An 18,809-nucleotide genomic window follows, 5' to 3' on the forward strand; every position below is an offset into this window, starting at 1 on the left:
ACGCCGCAACAGGCGCCGAAGGCGCAATCACCTGGACGGCTAGTCCTGCCCCACATCTCGCTTCTGAGATGTGAGTTCTATCGAACCCAGGGTGCCCCATCCTTCGCGGCACCATCGCGAAGGGTGGGAGACCCAAACCCCCAAAACGCCTCTGTGCGAAGGCGCGGATCGCAGAGCGCGCATACTAGCCCTCCTGCACGATCAAATTGATCGCTCCCGAAAGCCGCTTCCAGCTCTCCGTCTCTTTCTCGAGCTGCGTACGCCCGGCCGCAGTCAGCGAGTAGAACTTCGCTTGCCGCCCGGTTTCGCTCTCCGCCCACTTGGCCTTGATCCATCCCTGCTGCTCCAAACGATGCAGCGCCGGATACAGCGACCCCTGCTGCACCTGCAGCACCTCGCCCGATATCTGCTGGATGCGCTTGGCAATGGCCCACCCATGCTTGGCCTCTGGCGAGAGCGTCTTCAAAATCAAAAGGTCCAGGGTGCCCTGCACCAGGTCGCTCGGTTTTCCCATACTATGACTATCTACACCTCCGATTGTAGATAGTCAAGGTATCGGAAAGTATGCGGCGGACCGAGGTGGAATGTTCGATTTGCGAAGGACCGTCGACATGTCGGTATCAAGCCGACCGCTGTCTGTTGATATGGATGTTTCGAACGCATGTCGCGGATCCTAGAAGACGGGTGGGTGGACTTCATACCTCATCTTGCGGCTGAATGTCACGGCCAAATAGCTCTTCCGACTTCACCAGTCCCCGCTCTCCCAAGATGCGAAGCGCACCGCGAATGTCATCGGTAGGTAGGTCTTTCAGGTCGCCTGCTTGCTTCAGTTCCTCCATCGTAGAGTGATCTGGAAGCAACTTGAGAACCTTAGCTATGAACTCCTCACTCACAGCCGGCGCTGCTGAATGCCAATGGATAGCCAAAGCTTCTTCAGCCATTTCCAATCGGCTATAGAGTTTTCTGCGGACGTTCAGGGCGTAACGTGAGCCAGAATTCGAGACTTGCGTGTCTTCCACCAAACCCATCTTCTCCGCATCCCCGATCGCGATGTCGGCGTTCTCGTACCGCTTGAACCATCTGCGGCCAGAGCCATCTTCCGCAATAGTCCAGAGCTTCACACCGTTGCTGTCTTCGCTGTTAAGTAGCTGTAAACGGACCTTGATTTCCATGGGCACAGTTTAACCGGGTGCCCCACATCTCTCTTTTTGAGATGGGGATTCCACAAACAGTCCCGATTGCCAACCAAACAGGCGCTGAAGCTGCAATCGCCGGACGGCCCGTCCAGGAGGGAGCAGGGGCCTTCAGGCCCCTGAGCACTGCCCGTCCAAACACGGGCTTCAGCCCCGGGCCGTGCATCCCGCCACAACGCCATCGCGAAGAATCAAAACCCCGCAAAGCTCTACCCGAGAACCCCAAAAAAAATCATTTAACCAAATGGTTGACAAACTCCAACCCCAGGCGCATGATTCAACCAAATGGTTAACTCTTCCGCCCTCCGTCTGGATTCCATCTTCCACGCCCTCTCCGACTCCACACGAAGATCCATCCTCCGCGACGTCGCCAGCCGCGAAAAGACGGTCACCGAGATCGCCCGCCCCTACGCCATCTCCCTGGCCGCCGTCTCCAAGCACCTGAAGGTGCTCGAAAGCGCCGACCTCATCGCGCGCGAGCGCCGGGGAAGCTTTCAGATCGTCCGCCTCAAACCCGCCGCCCTCAAGCCCGCCGAACAATGGCTGGCTTACTACGAAAAATTCTGGAACACCCAACTCGACGCTCTCGAGCGCCACTTCCAAGGAGAAAAAAAATGACCGAAACCACCGTCCTCGACCAGCAGAAATCCCGCTCCGATCTCACCCTGCAGGTCAGCCGCATCATCCACGCCGAGCGCAGCCGCGTCTATCAGGCATGGACTCGTCCCGAGCTCATCACGCAGTGGTTCGCACCCGGGAAGACCATCTCCAGCATCACTGCCGACCCGCGGCCCGGCGGCGAATACCGCTTCGAATTCTTCGGCCTGCCGTGTGATGCCGATGTGCATGCGCCCCAGGTTCCGTCCGCCGTCAACGTCACCGGTGTTTACAAAGACGTAGTGCCGGACGAGCGCATCTCCTACACCTGGCAAGGATCGAACTTCCCCGATGAGCACACACTGGTCACCGTCGAGTTCAAGGACGCGCCCGGCGGAACCGAAGTCACCATCACGCACGAAAACTTCGCTTCGGCCGAAGTCATGAACCAGCACAACCGCGGCTGGGAAGGCTGCCTGACCAGCCTCGAAAACTTCCTCAAGAAGTAATCGACGGCAGAGCGCCACGCAGGGCGGGGATTTTCAAAGAAGTCCGTTTGGAAATCCCCGCTCCTGTGTTTTGATGAACCTCACATGCGCTCATTCCTCGAACGCTACTTCGAATTCCAAAAACTCAATACCAACTGGCGCACCGAGTTCTTCGCCGGCATCACCACCTTCGTCACCATGGCCTATATCATCCTGGTGAACCCGGCCATCCTGGCCCAGGCCGGTATCCCGCTGCCCGCCGTGACGGCTGCGACCTGCCTCTCCGCAGCCTTCGGATGCATGCTCATGGGCGTCATCGCCCGCTATCCCATCGCGCTCGCGCCGGGCATGGGACTCAACGCCTACTTCACCTACACCGTGGTCATGAAGATGGGCATCCCCTGGCAGACGGCGCTCGGCGCGGTCTTCATCTCCGGTATCGCCTTCCTGCTGCTCACCGCCTGCGGCATCCGCCAGCTCATCCTGCGCAGCATCCCGCACGAGCTTTACGCCGCCGTCGCCGGAGGCATCGGCCTCTTCATCGCCTTCATCGGATTGCACAACGCCGGCATCATCGTCCCGCACCCGGCCACGCTCATCACCCTCGGCAACGTGCGCGCGCCGCAGACCGCCCTCGCGCTCCTCGGCGTCATCGTCATCGCCACCCTGCAGGTGTGGCGCGTGCGCGGAGCCATTCTCATCGGCGTCATCGCCATCACGCTCGCCGCCATCCCCTTCGGCCTCGTCCACTGGAAGGTCTCGTCCTACAGCATCGCCGCCCTCACCCAGACTGCCTTCCGCCTCGACATCAAATCGGCGATCCACGTCGGCTTGCTAGAAATCATCTTCGTCTTCTTCTTCGTCGATCTCTTTGACAACCTCGGAACCCTGGTCGCCGTCGCCAAGAAAGCCGACCTCATCGCCCCGGATGGCAATATCCCGCGCCTCAACAGCATCCTCTTCGCCGACGCGGCCGCGACCATCCTCGGCTCGCTCACCGGCACATCGACGGTCACGAGTTATGTCGAATCCAGCGCCGGCGTCGCCGCCGGCGGCCGCTCCGGAATCACCGCCATCGTCACCGGCATCTGCTTCGTCATCGCCCTCTTCGCCGCGCCGCTGGTCGGCATCGTTCCCACCGCCGCAACCGCCCCCGCGCTCATCATCGTGGGCAGCCTCATGCTCACCACCATCACCGAGATCCCCTGGACCGAGCCGCTCTCCGCCATCCCCGCCTTCCTCACCCTGATCATGATCCCGCTCAGCGCCTCCATCGCCAACGGACTCGGCTTCGGCGTCATCGCCTACGCCGCGGTGCACATTCTGTCAGGAAAATTCCGCCGCGAAGACTGGCTCCTCTACCTGCTCGCCATACTCTTCCTCGCACGCTTCATCTACGTCTCCAACGCCTGACCGCGGTCGCCGTTTGTGTCCACAAGCAGCCTCAACGATCGGTCTCAACCGTCTCTCTCGCCGTCGAAAATTTTAGAAATTGTCATCCCGAGCGAGCACCGCGAGCCGAGGGACCTGCAGTCCCCATCCCCAAACAAAACCGGGTGCCCCACATCTCGATTTTGAGATGTGGGAGACCACAAATCTCGTCAGCCCCGAACGCCAGTCCAGGAAACGAACCCAGAAAAAAGAGCCCCTTCATACCCGAACCGAACTCCCCACCACAAAATAATTAAAAAAAATCACCACCCAGCGCCGAAGGCGCGATCGCCCGGACGTCCAGCCCCAAGCCAATTCCACCCACCTTTTCCCCACCTATCCGTTCCCCTGTGCAAACTGCGGACAACCGGATCTCTGTTGAAAGCCGGTTCTTCCCAGACCCCACCCCTGCCTGTACGGGAACCCGCTTTCCACGTAATCCGCCACGCTTTCCACATCCCTTTTCGGACCCCCTGTGCAGAAGCAGGAGAAGCCGGGTAGGGTGTTTGGGTCTTCCACCCACTCTTCCCGCTTTTGATTTTTTTCGGGACCACTTTTCTAAAACTGGACCATGCCTGGAAGCCGCGCCCTGAGCAGTTTCCGTCCACCTTTCCACTTTTCCGAGCCAAACGGTTACTGCTGCTGGGTAAATACACCCTTTAAAAGCTTCTTAGTAGCAGTACCAGCGCCCGCTCTCCGGGGAGGCGTGACCGGCGCGTCCGGCCCAAACAGCCGCTTCACGTTCCGGCCGCGTATTTCCTATCAAAAAGCGAGTTTTCCAGAGAACACAAAACATCTGTTTGTTACTAGAATGAAGCGGAGACGAGTCTATCTGCATGCACCGCTTCGAACTTTGGGCTGGGCTGGTGTACAGTGGGCGAAATCGCATTGGGGGTCCGGCATGTCAGGCGCAACGACAGGGTTAGGAATCGAGTTGGAAAAATCCACACCGGCTGCCAGCCAGGGTGCCAACATGGAAATCAGCATCAGCCGTCAGGATCTCCTGCGCGAGCTCACCGCCACGCAGAGCGTCGTCGAGCGTAAGACCACCATCCCCATCCTCTCCAACTTCCTCATCGAAGCCGAGGACGACCGCATCACCATCACCGCCACCGATCTCGACCAGAGCATCAAGACCTCCTGCGCCGCCAAGGTCAAGAAGCCCGGCTCCTCCACCATCCCCGCGCGCAAGCTTTACGACTACATCAAGCTGCTGCCCGACGGCGACATCTCCATCAAGCTCATGGAGAACCACTGGATCCAGATCCGCTCCGGCCGCTCCAACACGAAAATGGTCGGCATGGCCCGCGCCAACTTCCCCCAGGTGCCCGAGTTCCCGCAGAGCAGCGTCACCAGCATCCCCGCCGCCTCGCTTAAGAACTGCATCTCGAAAACCATCTTCGCCATCTCCAACGAAGAGTCGCGCTACACCCTGAACGGCGCCCTGCTCATCCTCAAGGCCGAATCGCTGGCCATGGTCGCCACCGACGGCCATCGCCTGGCGCATATCGAGAAGACCGGCGAGACGCTCTCGAACGTCAGCGGCGAGCGCAAAACGCTCATCCCCCGCAAGGCGCTCTCCGAGCTGCAATCCCTGCTCTCGAATACCGACGCAGAAACCATCGAGTTCGCCGAGGACGATCACACCCTCTTCTTCCGCGTGGGACATCGCATCCTCACCAGCCGCAAGCTCACCGGCCAATTCCCCAACTACGAAGCCGTCATGCCGCGCGAGAACAACAAGTTCGTCATCGTGCGCAGCGAAGACCTGATGGGCTCCATCCAGCGCGTCGCGCAGTTCGCCGACGAGCGCTCGGGAGCGGTGAAGGTGCGCCTCGAACAGAACGAAGTGAAGATTTCCTCATCTTCCACAGACTCCGGCGAGTCCGAGGACATCATCGAGACGCCCTACAACTTCGATCCCCTGGTGGTGGGATTCAACTCCTCCTACCTGATCGAATTCCTGAAGGCCATCGGAAACTCCGGCGAAGTCCGCCTCGAGTTCAAAGACGCCCAGTCGGCAGGCCAGGTAAGACCCGAAGACGCCGACAACGAATACAAGTACCGCTACATCATCATGCCCATGCGGATTTGAGGACTCGCCGTCCAGGCACACGCGGCTTCGCCGCAGAGAGACGATAAAAGCGGCCGAAAGGCCGCTTTTGTTTTGCCACTTACGCGTAAATATCTCGAAAGTGCGCGCGAATTGGAGTCCTGCTCCACTCTGTGTCGCATTCGATCTGCAGCGTTTATGCCTCGCGAAAGCGATAGCCTATGTAGCTTTCCGTCAGCAGATATTCGGGGCTGGCAGGATTGACTTCAACCTTCTTGCGCAGGCTGCTCACCAGCACGCGCAGGTACTCTCGCTCGTCTCCGTAACCCGGGCCCCAGAGGGCGGCAAGCAGGCGTGCATGCGTGATAGGTTTTCCTGCGTTTTCCATTAATAGATGGATGGTCTTGAATTCACGCGGGGTGAGCCGAATTTCAGCGTCCGCCTTCGTCACCCGGCGGCGCATGGGATCTAACGTGATGTCTCCAATCGTCAGAGGTGCTTCGGTCGGTATTGCCGGCGCGTGGAAGCGGCGGATCGCCGACCTTATACGAGCCGCAAGCTCGCGCGTTTGGAACGGCTTGGTGATGTAATCGTCGGCGCCGGCATCGAGAGCGTTGACCTTGTCGTCTTCGCTGTCGCGGACTGTCAGCAGCAGGATGGGCAGCCTCGGAAAGTTGCGTCGTATCCGCATGCAGGCTTCAATGCCGCCCATACCGGGCATGTTGATATCGAGCAGCACGGCGTCGTATGGCTGCATCGTGACCCGCGTCAACGCTTCTTCGCCGTTGGCTGCTTCGTGGATTTCGAAATCCAGTGCGCCAAGCGTAATCCGAAGCGACCTGCGCAAGGAGAAATCATCTTCAACGATCAGGACTGTACCATGTGGCTCGCTCATTCATTCCCCTTTGGGCCCCTGCGGTAGTGAGAGAAAGAAGGTGGTTCCGGAGCCGGGCTCGCTTTCGACCCAAGCCGTTCCACCGTGGGCTTCTGCGATCCTCTTGGTTACGGCAAGGCCGATTCCTGTTCCAGGCGCCTTATGTTCGGCCCCGGGGGTGCGATAGAAGCGGGTAAAGATCTGATGGCGCTCTTCAGATGGTATGAAAGAGCCTTCATTGTGGACACCGATGACGGTTTCGACCGCATTCTCATGGAAGACGAGGGAAATTCGGGATGCGGGGCTTGAATACTTTGCCGCATTGTCGAGCATCTGGTTCAAAGCGAGCTTCACGAGTTGCGGATCGGCCCAGACTTTCTTCTGTTTCGGGATGTCACGAATGTAGAGATCATGCCGGGTTAGAGCGCTCGAGCATTCGTGACTGCATTTCTCAACGATTTCCGTCAACTGCACTTGCTCGCGGCGGAGTTTCAGCGTGCTGCCGTCGAGCTTCGCAGTGGTAAGAAGCCTTGCAGTGAGGTCAGCCAGTCGTCCGGCCTCCTGATCGATCAACTCCACCAGCTCCTTTTGTGAGCCGTGCAATCCATCGATCTCCAGCAGGCCCGAGCTCGCGCTTCGAATCGTCGTCAGTGGTGTTTTGAAGGCATGCGCCAGGGCGTCGAGAACAGCCGTTCTAAGCTGCTCGCTTTGTCTTGCCGCTTCTGCAGTGCTCTTTTCTTCGAAGCTGCGCGCCCGCTCCATGGCGATGGCGGCGAGCGAGGCAATCGAATCTAAGATGGGCAAATCAATCTTTATGCCTGCAACACAAAGAACTCCGACAGGCTTCTGACCTAAGCAAACGGCACGCTTCCACAATCCACGAGCTGCATCATCCTCGTCGACGGAACGTTCATAGGTGGCGCGCAATTCCTTTGTCTCGACTGCAACTTGTCCGGAGATACATATCTTGTCCTCTGCCGCGTCCCAAAGAGCAACTCCGTCGGCTTGGAGCACCTCGCGTGCGATGGCGACGAGTTGTGCGCCGCAATCTTCCGGCTGATCGAAAAGAAGAGCGTCTCTGCTGATGCGATAGAGCTTTTCAAGTCGAGTCCGCTGTTCTTCGGCGTCTGCAGCCCTGCTCTTTGCCTGCATCGCGAGCTTGCTGACCAACAGCGCGACCGTTTCAAAGGCACTGATCGCGACCCAATCCCGCGGGTCCGCCATGTACAAGGCAAATACCGGATCGGTAAAAAAATAATCCAGACAAAGGACACACAAGACCGATGCCAGCGTAGCTTCCCAGAATCCCCAGAAAAACGCGATAAGCAGAACAGGTAAGAGGTAGACGAATCCAGCGATGAAGCTATTGATATGGAGGCTGAATCCCGCGAAGGTAATGCTGCCGACGAGAAGAATAATGGCGACGAAATGAATCGTGCGCCGGGATTCTCGTATCTGTTTCATCGCTGGGTGGCCTAAAGATATGTCCGAGCTTAAGTCTCAAGGCATAAATAGTCCGTAAGAAAGTAACTGCCTGCGATGAAAATCGGAAATCGCAAATAATCTTTTGTTCGCGTTCCGTTCGCGATAAAGAATCCATAAGGATTTCCAGGGTTTTACGCGGCACTCACGGGTTTTGTCGTCAGCTAAGAGCAGCCGGTCACAGTACCGGAGAGAAATGGACGGCAAAATTATATGAGTACATCCAAGGCCACACTTCATACTTCCTCGGCCGTAGCGCACAGAATCCTGCATCTCGAACTGGAGCGCGTTCTGCTTCTGGCATCCATCGAGAATGTTCAGGACGATCAAAGCAACGTTGACGCCAAGCCTGCGCGCAAACGTCGCGCAGGACATCTGCTGCGTCACTTATTCCTGGCGGTGCTGACCCTCGTTGCGACGTCGGTTATGGCAAATGCGCAGTCTACCTTCGGCAGCATTCGCGGCACGGTGCAGGACGCATCGGGCGCGGTGATTCCCGGTGCGTCGGTCACGGTTCATTCGCTGGACCAGAGCTTCGACCGGAACATCGTGACCAGCGACGCCGGGGAATTCCTCTTCGAAAATCTCAAAGCCGGCCATTATTCGATCACTGTAGAGCACTCCGGATTCACCAAGTCCGTCGTTGAGGGAGCAGCGCTCGAATCACGTCAGGACCTGCGCATCCCGGTGACGATGTCGGTCGCCTCGCAGGCGGAGGTGGTTCAGGTCGTCGCCAACACCGAACAGATCAACACAGAAAACGGCACGCTCGGTGACTCGAAGAACAACCAGCAGATCACGCAGCTTCCTCTGAACAATCGGGCTACGACGACAAGTCCGCTCGGCGCGCTGCTGCTTTCGCCGAACGTGCAGCAGGATTCCTCCGGCAACATCGCGCTGGGTGGTGCAAGCTCCTCCATGGTGAATTTCTCGGTGGACGGCGTCTCAACCGCAAACGTCCGTCAGAACGGCGCGTTGCAGGATGCCTATCCCTCGCAGGAAGGCATTGCTGGAGTAAGAGTCACATCATTCAACAACAGTGCAGAATTTTCTCAGGTCGGAGACGTCACCTTCACCACCAAGAGCGGCACCAATGCTTTTCACGGCAGCCTCTTCGAGTACCTTCAAAACGATGTGCTCGACGCAAGCCCATACGGCTTCTCCGGAAAGTCCCCTAAGCACTTCAATACCTTTGGCGGATCGATGGGCGGACCGCTCGTCATTCCTCATCTTTTCGATGGCAAGAACCGGACCTTTTTCTTTTTCGACTACGAAGGAAACCGTCGTTCCACGGCAGTGGCGCAGCAATTTCTAGTTCCCACTCAGGCCGAACGGAACGGCGATCTTTCGGCGCTGAACGGCCCGACGATCCCGCAGCAGAATATCAGCCCTACCGCGAAGGCTCTGTTGGCTTATTATCCTCTGCCCAATATCGGAGGTCAGTCGAACTTCAACTATGAGAATTTTCAGTCGACTCCGGCGCGTACCGATGGTGCCGATATTCGCATCGATGAGACGATCAATGCCAAGCAGTCGGCGTATGCTCGCTTCAGCCGGAAGAACCTTACGGAAGACGTTGCGAATCCACTGCTGCCGAATGATTCCGACAGTGTGCATAACCGCAGCTTTCTGGTTTCGCATACTTACGCCATTACCCCGCGCATGCTGAATGAGTTCCGCTTCGGCTTTACCAATGTCATCACCAGTGTGAACTTTCCCATCGAAGGTGCAGCGGCTCTCTCGCAACTAGATCTGACGGGTGTGAACATCAGCCAACATCCGACGACTCATGCCTTCCCCACATTTAACTTCAGTTCCGGTACTGGTTTCACGTCAATCGGCCGGGACAAGACAGGCGTGACGCAGTCCAAGACGCTACAGTTTACCGATAACTTCACTTACACGGTAGGACGTCACACGCTGAAAGGCGGCATCGACATCCGTCGTGTTCGCTACTTCGACATCGAGACCTTTGAACCATCGGACGACTTCGGTCAATTCACCTTCGATCCGACCTTTACAGGGAACGCATTCGGTGATTTTTTAGAGGGCACACCGACGAATATCTTCTTCGCCGTCTCCAGCCCGGATGTCGGCGGCACCGCATGGCAGTACAGTGCGTTCGCACAAGATGAATACCAGGTAACCAGCAAGCTCACCCTGAACTATGGTCTGCGCTGGCAGATTCTCCCGGGATTCCACGAAGACGGCGGCAATCTGGCGAACTTCGATCAGAGCAATAATTCGATCGTGGTGCCCGATGAGCTCTCGTCGTATCTGGCCGCACAAAATATCCAGGCTTCCAACCTCGCCTTTCAGCAGTCCTTCAATGCATGCAATCTCAATAACACCGCTCTGCCTTGCACAAACTACGTCACAGCGAGCCAGGATCATCTGTCGCAGAGCCTGCGCAACACTTACAAGGGAAATTTCCAGCCCCGTATTTCGTTGGCTTATCGCCCCTTTAATGACACGAAGACAGTCATCCGCGCCGGCTTCGGCATTTTCACGATGACCAATCTCGGCCCGCTTTCTTTCAACAACAGCGGTAATCCCACTTCCGCGCTGCACACCTATTCGAACTCGCTGACGTCGAACGGCACGCCGTTGATCCAATTTCCGAATACGGCGCCCCCCAGCACTACCGTGCAATATGGAGGAGGCGGACTGGATCAAGGCGTAGATCCAAACTATCGCGATCCGCAATCGGTCCAGTGGAACCTAACCGTAGAGCGGCAGATCGGCAGTAGCGACAGCGTGCGCGCGAGCTACGTGGGCATGCACACTTATCGGCTGAACATCACCGAAGACCTCAACCAGATTCCGGCGAGCACAACGCCGTACCAGACCACCGCGGCCAGCCCTTACGTGGATCCCCGTGCGCCCTATCCCAACTGGTTCACGCTCTACAGCACCTTCAACGCCGGCACGCAGGCCTACAACGCCTTCGAACTGGAAGAGACTCATAAGATGGGCCACGGTCTCTATTTCGACGCCAACTACACCTTGGCGAAAAACCTCGCGGACAATCAGGGAGACACACCAACCGCATTCGCCGGCGAGGTGAACTACGGCCTGCCGATCGCAGACCGTTTTCATGTCCATAGCAATTACGGAAACGTGGAAGGAACCCGCCGCGACCGCTTCCTGCTTTCGGGAACTTATCAAATTCCTGTTGGAGAAGGCCACACTTTCCTGAATACGGGTGGATGGAAAAACGCCGTGCTGGGAGGATGGGAGCTCACCAATGTGACGCTGCTCGAAACCGGACCGTGGCTGACGCCAAGCATCAGCGATTCCTTCGACCAGTCCAATACGAATGTCGTAAATCGCGGCGCATTCCTGCGTCCAGACCAGGTTTCGAACAACCTCTATGGTGGCCAATCGCGGGCGAAATACTTCAATCCCGCCGCCTTCGAGCCCACTCCTGCAGGAGCTGGCCGCTTCGGCAGTGCCGCTGTAGGTTCACTGCAAGGCCCGGGAACAGAGGCTGTCGCTCTGGGACTGGGCAAGGTGTTCAAAGTCACGGAAGGAGTTCGGCTGCGCTTCGAGTCGACCTTCAGCAACGTGATCAATCACACCAACTTTGCTCCTCCTTCGACTCAGCTCGATAACACTTCCACCTTCGGAGTTCTAAGTGCCCCACAGACCGCGGAGAATGCTGGAAATCGAACCGGGCAAGTAGCCCTGCGTCTGGATTTCTAGACTTTCGAGAACACCGCACTTAAATCGCAACAAAAGAGTTAATGAAGTTGTATCTCACTGCGACCAGAAACAAAGAAAGCCTGGGCCCACGGCCCAGGCTTTCTCTGCCTAAGTTACTCCGGCTTCTTCTCACCCTCCGGTCTCTTCTCGGGCTCGGGACGCGACTGCTGTTTCGGCTGCACATGCTGCTGTTGCTGCTGAGGACGCTCCGCCGGCCGAGCCTGCTCCTGCGGTCTCGCCGCGGGAGCGGGACGCGTCTGTGGAGCCGGTCTGGCAGCGGGCTGCTGCCGTGCTTCCGGACGAGCATTTTCTGCAGGCCGTTCCGCGGGAGCAGGTCGCGCAGCCGGAGCTGGCCTTGCTGCCGGTGCCGGTCTGTTTGCCGGTGCCGGTCTGTTCTCCGGAGCAGGCCTGTTTTCGGCAGCCGGCCTGGTTTGAGGAGTTGGCTTGGCCGCAGGCGCTGGCCTATTGCCGGAAGCAGGCCGTCCTTCTGGTTGAGGTCTTGCAGCCGGGCGCGCTGCCGCCTTCGGCAGCGTCTCCGGAGTCGCCTTCACGAAAGGCGCCGGCTTCGCGCCGCGTGCCGGTACAGCGCGGCTGAAGTCCGCCGGTGAGGTCGCAGGTCTGGCGAGCGCCGCATGCGCCGGAGCACCGTGGTTCACTGAGGCAAAGTTGGCGCGGTCCTGTTTCGCGAAGCTTACATGCTGCACCTGTGCGGCGGTCGGTTGAATGTGCCGCTCGTTGGCCCAGCCACGCTCCTGTGCTGTGGGCTGCGCCCGGATGCCCTGCGGGCCGCCGTTGAAGCTGGTCCGGCTATTGTTGACGACGGTGTTGTTGATGATCACCGTCTTGTTGATGTACGTGTTGTGAATGATCGTCGTATTCACGTTCATCACCGCCGTGTTGTAGGCGAAGGATCCGCCGCGCCACTCGCCGCCCACAAAACCGTTGCCGCCGTAGCCGAAGCCGTAATTCACGCCGCCATAGAAGCCAACGTGTGTTCCCCAGTAACCGGCGTTCCATACATACACGCCGCCATCGCCCCAGCCCCAATATCCCGGCGTCCAGAGATACCCTGGCTGAGGAGCTTCTACCCAGGTTCCGGGCACCCAGTAATAGCCATAGTCTGGGTCATAGGACCAGTAGCCAGGCGTCCAGATGTAGTTCGGTTGCGGGCATACCGGCTGCACATACACCGGAAGCACCGGAGGAGCGACGTTGATCGAGATGCCAATCGAAAATTGGCCATAGGATGCGCAGGGTATCGCTGCGAGCATCACCGTGAACAGCAGAATGCGGAACAAGCGAGGTAGCTTCATGGTTCTTTCCTTTTGCCTCGTCCTTCGCTTACCCTGCTTGCCGCTCTGCTGCGCGGGCTTCGAGGATCAACCGGCGGTTGTCGTGGGTCCCTCAAAACAATGCGGGCGACTCTATCGGAACACAGATTACGTCATTAAGTTGCCCGCGCGAAGGTTCATTACCGAAATGTAATTTCGCGAGTCCGCCTCTGAACCGTCCTCACGAGGCCTTTCTCTTTTTGGCTTTCTCTCGGTATATACAGTTAATCTGTACAGGTAAACTGTATATATGCGATAATCCATTCATGGGCGATCGCGCCAACCATTCTCAAGCGGAGCGCGCTGCAACACTAGCCGTGGAGCTCCGCGCGCTCTTCAGCAAGATCAAGAGGAAACTGCGGGAACAGGGCGGCCGCAACGATCTGACTCCTTCGCAGGTCTCGGTTCTGCTCCGTCTCGAGAACGATGGCCCGGCGGCAGTGTCCAGCCTGGCTCGTGCCGAGGGCATGCGTCCTCAGTCCATGAGCGCCATCGTCACATCCTTGCTTGAAGCTGGATTAGTGGCCGGCTCTCCCGACCCGAACGATGGACGCCAGACCCTGATTTCGCTCTCCCGGAAATGCGAGAAGCTGCTCAGGGAAGGCCGCGCCGCAAGACAGGATTGGCTCACCAACACCATCCAGAAAAAGCTCTCAGCTCAGGAGCAGGAAAAGCTCGCGGCCGCCGTGGACCTGCTCACGCGGCTCGTCGAAGACTGACGCCTCCTGCGCGAATACTTCACTCTCATCCCAATCACGCTCGCGGAGAAGAACCGAATGCCACTCACCACGCTCGATGCAAAGACCGCCATCATCGTCGTTGATCTTCAAAAGGGCATCGTCAGCCTGCCCACTGTTCACCCTATCGCCGATGTCATCGGGCGCACCCGCATACTGCTTCAAGCATTCCGTCAGCATGATCTTCCCGTCGTCCTCGTCAATGTCGATGGAGGCGCACCGGGAAGAACCGAGCAGCCGCGCCGCTTCTCGACCTTCCCCGAAGGATTCAGCGATTTCATTCCCGAGCTCGATCGCCAGCCTAGCGACATCGTCGTGACCAAGCAGACATGGGGAGCATTCGCGAGCACCGACCTCGAAGCGCAGCTGAAGGCTAAAGGAGTGACGCAGGTCGTCGTCACCGGCGTGGCAACCGCCACTGGGGTGGAGTCGACCGCACGTCAGGCCTATGAGGCTGGATTCAACGTCACGCTCGCCATCGATGCCATGACCGATATGCGCCCCGAAGCGCACGCGTACAGCCTCGCTCATGTTTTCCCCCGCCTCGGAGAGACTGGCTCGGCCCAGGACGTCGTCAATCTGCTGGCAACAAGGAGCGTATAACCATGAACTGGCTTCATCTGGTCTCGTACTTCTTTGCCGGAGCGTTCCTCACCAATGCCATCCCGCATCTTGTCAGCGGCATGATGGGACGTGCCTTTCAATCGCCCTTCGCAAAGCCCTCCGGCATTGGACTCTCCTCGTCGACCGTGAACGTTCTCTGGGGCTTCTTCAATGCCGCCGTTGGCTACATGCTAGTCGTGCGCGTTGGCAGCTTTGATCTTCGATCGCTAAGCGACGTTCTCGCGCTCGCAGTCGGAGCACTGCTCATCGGCCTCTTCTCTGCGCAGCACTTCGGCCAGTTCCACGGAGGCAACGCGCCGGAGCGTTCATGAAAAGTTCAGGAGCTTTCCGCGCTCTGAGCATCTTCAATTTTCGCGTGTGGACCGCAGGCGCTCTGGTCTCGAACATCGGGACCTGGATGCAGCGTGTCGCTCAGGACTGGCTCGTCCTCACCCAGCTCACGCACCATGACGCATCGGCCGTGGGCATCGTGATGGCGCTCCAGTTCGCTCCGCAGCTTCTCCTGCTGCCCTGGACCGGCATGGCCGCCGACCGCTTCAACCAACGCAAGCTCGTGATGCTAACCCAGGCAACAATGGGCATACTGGCGCTGGCCTTGGGAGTTCTCACCATCGCCGGCAGCGTGCAGCTCTGGCACGTCTACGTGTTTGCGTTTCTCTTTGGCTCTGCGGCTGCGCTCGATGCTCCAGTGCGCCAGACCTTCGTCGCGGAACTGGTTGGCGACGAGCACCTGCATAATGCAGTCGCTCTCAATTCGACATCCTTCAACGCCGGCCGCATGATCGGCCCCGCAGTCGCCGGCCTGGTCATCGCGAAAGTCGGAACAGGCTGGGCATTTGCGGTCAACGGCCTGTCCTTCGCCGCGGTTCTCATCTCCATGTCGCTCTTCCGCGTGTCTGAACTCTACCCAAACACAAGAACCCGGCGTACAGCAGGCGGATTTATCGAAGGCTTCCGCTATGTCTGGAATCGCTCGGATCTCCGCGCGATCCTGCTCATGTTGTTCCTGATCGGAACCTTCGGACTCAACTTCCCCATCTTCATCTCGACCATGGCCGTGAAGGTCTTCCACGCCGATGCGCGTGGCTTCGGCCTGCTCTCCTCCATCATGGCCGTAGGAACCATCTCCGGCGCGTTGATCGCAGCCGGTCGCGAGAAACCGAAATTTGGCACCCTGCTGATAGGTTCGGCAATCTTCGGAATAGGCTGCACGCTTGCGGCGCTGGCCCCCGGCTATTGGTGGTTCGCCGCTGCGCTCGTGGTCATAGGTGTCGCCAGCCTGACGCTGACCAACACCACCAACAGCATGATGCAGCTCTCGACCGAGCCGGCCATGCGAGGCCGGGTGATGGCCTTCCGCCTCGCCGTCGCACTGGGAGGAACGCCAATCGGTGCGCCCATCGTCGGCTGGGTGGCCAACCATTTCGGCCCGCGCTGGGCGCTGGGCGTAGGCGCATCGTCAGGATTTGCAGCAGCTCTCGTTGCCATCTATGTCCTGACAAGATCGCCCCAGCAAAGGGATATAGAAGTCGGCTCCGTGACTTCAAGTCCACGCTAACGGATAGCGGTGCGCTCCCCGCGCAGACACGCAGCCATTTCAAAGGCTGTGTCCCCATATCGACATCCTGCCAGCTACAACAAAGCAGTCACAATAAATTCGTCATCCGGTTGGCCGGCCCTTTCGGACGATTTGCGGCGTTGGCGTTGCAGCCTGGGCTTTTGAACGGGAGCGGAAACGCGCCGGAGGAAGTCCGAAGTCGCGTTTGAATGCCCGGTTGAAGGCAGCTTCAGACTCGTAGCCGACTTCAGAGGCAACTTGCGCCGCGCTGTGGCTGGTGGAGGTCAGCATCTGGGCTGCGAGTTGCAATCTCCACTGCGTCAGATATGTCATCGGAGGCTGGCCCAGGTAGCGGCGAAATCGCTCTGCAACCACGGAGCGGGACGTTCCCACCTCTTTCGCCAGATCGGCGAGAGTCCAGGGATGAGCCGGCTGCCGGTGCATCAGCGCCAGGGCCTTTGCAACCTCCGGATCGCGCGCACCCGCCAGCCAACCGGATTGATCCTCGGGCAGCCGGGCTATGTAGCGTCGTAGCGTCTCGACAAATAATACCTCCGACAACTTTGAAAGCACGGCTTCGCTTCCAGCGCGCGCCGCGTTCGCCTCGGTAACGGAAAATCGGATCGAGTTCTCCAGCCAGCCGCCAGCCTGGTCGTCGCGGATGCTGACTTTGAAGAGCCGCGGCAGGCCGCTCAGGAACACTTGGCTCAGCCGGGGTTCGCAAACCATGTAGCCGCATACGAACTTGGTGATTTCCCCGCCGCCGCCGTGGTACGCCGCCTTAAGACCGTGGGAGAAGATGCGGAGCAGTTCCTTGCCGTAATCCACGGTTTCGGCGCCCGACCCGTTCTCCAGGATGTGGGCATCGCCGTGAGGAAAAATCACCACGTCGCCTGCTTCAAGAGCGATGCTTTTACCTTCCTCCAGACGGGCATGGGCTCGGCCCTCAGTCAGCAAGTGATAAATGATGACGTGTCCGGAACCCGGCTGCAGGTAAGACGAGATAGTGCGGGATGGAGGTGAGCGAAAGCTCCACGGAGAAGAAAACTCCGCGTTGTAAAACAGTGCGCCGTCCAGTCTTACCACTTTCAAGACTTCAGACAAGACATCCAAAAGAGCCTCCAACTTGCACAGAGCTTCCGGCAAACCAGGGCGGACGCTGAGACAACTAGACACATGGTACCCCCGCCTCCAGCAAGAAAACCAGACGCTCAGACAAGCGGCCGGCCTGGATTCACCGCATGATGAGAGTGACCCGGCAGGTTACATTGTCAGGTCAATCTGGACATCAGTGAGGAGACATCAATATGACAACTGCGCGTGTGCAGCCAACGAATATCAATGGGGTTGCGGTTGACCAGCTCTTTCAGACTATCGATGCCATTAAGGCTGCCCCGGCCATCGCGAAATTCAAATTTCGCATTCGCAATCAATGGACGGAGGGAGCTTGCAATAACTCGACGGTGGATACGTACGATGGTGCCGGCCAAAATCTATCCCGGTCCAAGCCATTCGTGCTCGAAGCAGACGAGCCGTCAGTCCTGCTCGGCAAGGACACCGCTGCCAATCCAGTGGAACATCTGCTTCATGCCCTGGCCGCCTGTTTGACAACGTCCATGGTGTATCACGCTGCCGCCCAGGGAATTCAAATCCAGGAGGTCGAGTCTTCGCTCGAAGGCGACATCGATTTGCACGGATTTCTCGAACTCGACAGCAATGTCCGCAACGGATATCAGGGAATTCAGGTCAAGTTCAAGATCAAAGCCGACGTGCCGGACGATCAGCTGGAGAAGATTGGCCAGCTGGGGCCCAGACATTCGCCTGTCTTCGACTCCCTCACCAAAGGCGTCCCAGTATCGGTAACTGCCGAACGCCTCTAACAACAAGAACGAAAGACAACAGAGAGGAAAAACAAATGGAACAGGAGTTTCGCGGGAGAAAGTTGCTAGTGATCGGCGGCACGAGTGGCATGGGATTGGAAACGGCGCGCAACGTTCTCCGGGGCGGCGGGGAAGTAGTGATCATCGGCAGAAATGCCACAAAATCCGCGGGTGCTCAAAAGACATTGTCTCCCCTTGGCCCGGTGGAGGCGATGAATGTCGATATCACCAGTTCGGCAGGGCTCAAAGACCTGCTGCATACGATCGATGCCCATCACGCGAACGTAGACCTGCTCGTCAATGCCGCCGGAGTTTTCTTTCCGAAGCCATTTCTGGAACATCGCGAAGCCGATTACGACCAGTACCAGGGGATCAGCCGGGCCATGTTTTTCATTGCACAGAAAGTTGCATCCAACCTGGTCGCGGCGGGACGCCCCGGTGCATTCGTCAACATTGGTTCCATGTGGGCCAAACAGGCCGTGGGGATCACGCCGTCATCGGCTTATTCGATGGCGAAGGCAGGGTTGCACGCTCTCACGCAGCATTTAGCAATTGAGCTCGCTCACCATAAGATCCGGGTGAACTCGGTGTCCACGGGCGTGGTGGAAACACCGATCTATGAGGGTTTCATCGCCAGGGAAGAAGTGCATGCATCGCTTCAGGCCTTCAACAGCTTCCATCCACTTGGCCGCATTGGAACTGCTCAGGAAGTCGCAGAAGTGATTACCTTCCTGCTGTCGGATCGATCCTCGTGGGTCACCGGCGCAATCTGGGACGTTGACGGCGGCGTCATGGCGGGGAGGAACAAGTATTAAGCGGGAGGGCTGACCGGCTAGCCGGAACCATTTCCGGCTAG

General features: G+C 58.3%; 17 protein-coding genes. 11 read left to right on the top strand and 6 right to left on the bottom strand.

Annotated features, from left to right (window positions below):
• Positions 1 to 184 precede the first annotated feature (184 nt).
• Together XX99_RS17085 and XX99_RS17090 are read right to left on the bottom strand one after the other, a co-directional pair.
• Positions 185 to 514 carry a PadR family transcriptional regulator gene (locus XX99_RS17085; RefSeq protein ID WP_050060615.1) on the bottom strand — a complete coding sequence of 110 codons (330 nt, stop codon included), beginning with the start codon at positions 512 to 514 and terminating at the stop codon, positions 185 to 187.
• Between the two features lie 181 nt (positions 515 to 695).
• Positions 696 to 1,172, bottom strand: a complete 477-nt coding sequence (locus XX99_RS17090; RefSeq protein ID WP_050060616.1) for a hypothetical protein — start codon at positions 1,170 to 1,172, stop codon at positions 696 to 698.
• Positions 1,173 to 1,478: 306 nt separating this feature from the next.
• On the opposite strand from XX99_RS17090, the gene XX99_RS17095 reads away from it, so the two are divergent.
• The 4 genes from XX99_RS17095 to dnaN all read left to right on the top strand — a co-directional run bounded on the left by XX99_RS17095 (position 1,479) and on the right by dnaN (position 5,804).
• Positions 1,479 to 1,811 (top strand): ArsR/SmtB family transcription factor, encoded by a 333-nt coding sequence (locus XX99_RS17095; protein WP_050060617.1) that lies wholly within the window; start codon positions 1,479 to 1,481, stop codon positions 1,809 to 1,811.
• The gene (locus tag XX99_RS17100; RefSeq protein ID WP_050060618.1) at positions 1,808 to 2,299 is read left to right on the top strand and encodes an SRPBCC family protein; all 492 of its coding nucleotides are present in this window, start codon (positions 1,808 to 1,810) and stop codon (positions 2,297 to 2,299) included. The genes XX99_RS17095 and XX99_RS17100 overlap by 4 nt, the downstream gene beginning before the upstream one ends.
• Positions 2,300 to 2,383: 84 nt before the next feature.
• Positions 2,384 to 3,691, top strand: coding sequence for an NCS2 family permease (locus tag XX99_RS17105; RefSeq protein ID WP_050060619.1), 1,308 nt, complete (start codon positions 2,384 to 2,386; stop codon positions 3,689 to 3,691).
• Between the two features lie 991 nt (positions 3,692 to 4,682).
• Positions 4,683 to 5,804, top strand: coding sequence for a DNA polymerase III subunit beta (gene dnaN, locus XX99_RS17110; protein WP_156186086.1), 1,122 nt, complete (start codon positions 4,683 to 4,685; stop codon positions 5,802 to 5,804).
• Positions 5,805 to 5,958: 154 nt separating this feature from the next.
• Here dnaN and XX99_RS17115 read toward each other — a convergent pair whose 3' ends face one another.
• Both XX99_RS17115 and XX99_RS17120 read right to left on the bottom strand, forming a co-directional pair.
• Positions 5,959 to 6,657 carry a response regulator transcription factor gene (locus tag XX99_RS17115; RefSeq protein ID WP_050060621.1) on the bottom strand — a complete coding sequence of 233 codons (699 nt, stop codon included), beginning with the start codon at positions 6,655 to 6,657 and terminating at the stop codon, positions 5,959 to 5,961.
• Positions 6,658 to 8,100: a sensor histidine kinase gene (locus XX99_RS17120; RefSeq protein WP_050060622.1), complete on the bottom strand. Its 1,443-nt coding sequence runs from the start codon at positions 8,098 to 8,100 to the stop codon at positions 6,658 to 6,660.
• A 231-nt stretch (positions 8,101 to 8,331) separates the two neighbouring features.
• Here XX99_RS17120 and XX99_RS17125 point away from each other — a divergent pair, with 231 nt between their 5' ends.
• Positions 8,332 to 11,823, top strand: coding sequence for a TonB-dependent receptor (locus tag XX99_RS17125; RefSeq protein ID WP_082125663.1), 3,492 nt, complete (start codon positions 8,332 to 8,334; stop codon positions 11,821 to 11,823).
• Between the two features lie 113 nt (positions 11,824 to 11,936).
• Here the strand turns inward: XX99_RS17125 and XX99_RS27760 are convergent, their stop codons facing one another.
• On the bottom strand, positions 11,937 to 13,136 hold the full coding sequence (locus XX99_RS27760; protein WP_050060623.1) for a YXWGXW repeat-containing protein: 1,200 nt from the start codon (positions 13,134 to 13,136) through the stop codon (positions 11,937 to 11,939).
• Between the two features lie 284 nt (positions 13,137 to 13,420).
• Here XX99_RS27760 and XX99_RS17135 point away from each other — a divergent pair, with 284 nt between their 5' ends.
• From XX99_RS17135 to XX99_RS17150, 4 genes are read left to right on the top strand one after another with little or no spacing between them, the layout of a single operon-like run.
• A complete protein-coding gene (locus XX99_RS17135) occupies positions 13,421 to 13,873 on the top strand; it encodes a MarR family winged helix-turn-helix transcriptional regulator (RefSeq protein WP_050060624.1) in 453 nt (150 codons plus the stop codon).
• A gap of 57 nt (positions 13,874 to 13,930) precedes the next feature.
• Positions 13,931 to 14,494: an isochorismatase family protein gene (locus XX99_RS17140; protein ID WP_050060625.1), complete on the top strand. Its 564-nt coding sequence runs from the start codon at positions 13,931 to 13,933 to the stop codon at positions 14,492 to 14,494.
• A gap of 2 nt (positions 14,495 to 14,496) precedes the next feature.
• Positions 14,497 to 14,826, top strand: a complete 330-nt coding sequence (locus tag XX99_RS17145; protein ID WP_050060626.1) for a hypothetical protein — start codon at positions 14,497 to 14,499, stop codon at positions 14,824 to 14,826.
• A complete protein-coding gene (locus tag XX99_RS17150; protein ID WP_050060627.1) occupies positions 14,823 to 16,073 on the top strand; it encodes an MFS transporter in 1,251 nt (416 codons plus the stop codon). Before XX99_RS17145 ends, XX99_RS17150 begins: the two co-directional genes overlap by 4 nt.
• A 102-nt stretch (positions 16,074 to 16,175) precedes the next feature.
• Here XX99_RS17150 and XX99_RS17155 read toward each other — a convergent pair whose 3' ends face one another.
• The gene (locus tag XX99_RS17155; protein ID WP_231581456.1) at positions 16,176 to 17,177 is read right to left on the bottom strand and encodes an AraC family transcriptional regulator; all 1,002 of its coding nucleotides are present in this window, start codon (positions 17,175 to 17,177) and stop codon (positions 16,176 to 16,178) included.
• Between the two features lie 203 nt (positions 17,178 to 17,380).
• On the opposite strand from XX99_RS17155, the gene XX99_RS17160 reads away from it, so the two are divergent.
• Positions 17,381 to 17,953, top strand: coding sequence for an OsmC family protein (locus XX99_RS17160; protein ID WP_050060629.1), 573 nt, complete (start codon positions 17,381 to 17,383; stop codon positions 17,951 to 17,953).
• A 68-nt stretch (positions 17,954 to 18,021) separates the two neighbouring features.
• Entirely contained in the window at positions 18,022 to 18,768 is a 747-nt protein-coding gene (locus XX99_RS17165) for an SDR family NAD(P)-dependent oxidoreductase (protein ID WP_197081901.1), read from the top strand.
• Positions 18,769 to 18,809: the final 41 nt, after the last annotated feature.

Source organism: Silvibacterium bohemicum (assembly GCF_001006305.1).
Taxonomy (GTDB): Bacteria; Acidobacteriota; Terriglobia; order Terriglobales; family Acidobacteriaceae; genus Silvibacterium; species Silvibacterium bohemicum.

Excerpts from the sequence above, each read along its gene's own strand:
- XX99_RS17085 (WP_050060615.1), bottom strand. The coding sequence starts at position 514 with ATGGGAAAACCGAGCGACCTGGTGCAGGGCACCCTGGACCTTTTGATT.
- XX99_RS17090 (WP_050060616.1), bottom strand. The coding sequence starts at position 1,172 with ATGGAAATCAAGGTCCGTTTACAGCTACTTAACAGCGAAGACAGCAAC.
- XX99_RS17095 (WP_050060617.1), top strand. The coding sequence starts at position 1,479 with ATGGTTAACTCTTCCGCCCTCCGTCTGGATTCCATCTTCCACGCCCTC.
- XX99_RS17100 (WP_050060618.1), top strand. The coding sequence starts at position 1,808 with ATGACCGAAACCACCGTCCTCGACCAGCAGAAATCCCGCTCCGATCTC.
- XX99_RS17105 (WP_050060619.1), top strand. The coding sequence starts at position 2,384 with ATGCGCTCATTCCTCGAACGCTACTTCGAATTCCAAAAACTCAATACC.
- dnaN (WP_156186086.1), top strand. The coding sequence starts at position 4,683 with ATGGAAATCAGCATCAGCCGTCAGGATCTCCTGCGCGAGCTCACCGCC.
- XX99_RS17115 (WP_050060621.1), bottom strand. The coding sequence starts at position 6,657 with ATGAGCGAGCCACATGGTACAGTCCTGATCGTTGAAGATGATTTCTCC.
- XX99_RS17120 (WP_050060622.1), bottom strand. The coding sequence starts at position 8,100 with ATGAAACAGATACGAGAATCCCGGCGCACGATTCATTTCGTCGCCATT.
- XX99_RS17125 (WP_082125663.1), top strand. The coding sequence starts at position 8,332 with ATGAGTACATCCAAGGCCACACTTCATACTTCCTCGGCCGTAGCGCAC.
- XX99_RS27760 (WP_050060623.1), bottom strand. The coding sequence starts at position 13,136 with ATGAAGCTACCTCGCTTGTTCCGCATTCTGCTGTTCACGGTGATGCTC.
- XX99_RS17135 (WP_050060624.1), top strand. The coding sequence starts at position 13,421 with ATGGGCGATCGCGCCAACCATTCTCAAGCGGAGCGCGCTGCAACACTA.
- XX99_RS17140 (WP_050060625.1), top strand. The coding sequence starts at position 13,931 with ATGCCACTCACCACGCTCGATGCAAAGACCGCCATCATCGTCGTTGAT.
- XX99_RS17145 (WP_050060626.1), top strand. The coding sequence starts at position 14,497 with ATGAACTGGCTTCATCTGGTCTCGTACTTCTTTGCCGGAGCGTTCCTC.
- XX99_RS17150 (WP_050060627.1), top strand. The coding sequence starts at position 14,823 with ATGAAAAGTTCAGGAGCTTTCCGCGCTCTGAGCATCTTCAATTTTCGC.
- XX99_RS17160 (WP_050060629.1), top strand. The coding sequence starts at position 17,381 with ATGACAACTGCGCGTGTGCAGCCAACGAATATCAATGGGGTTGCGGTT.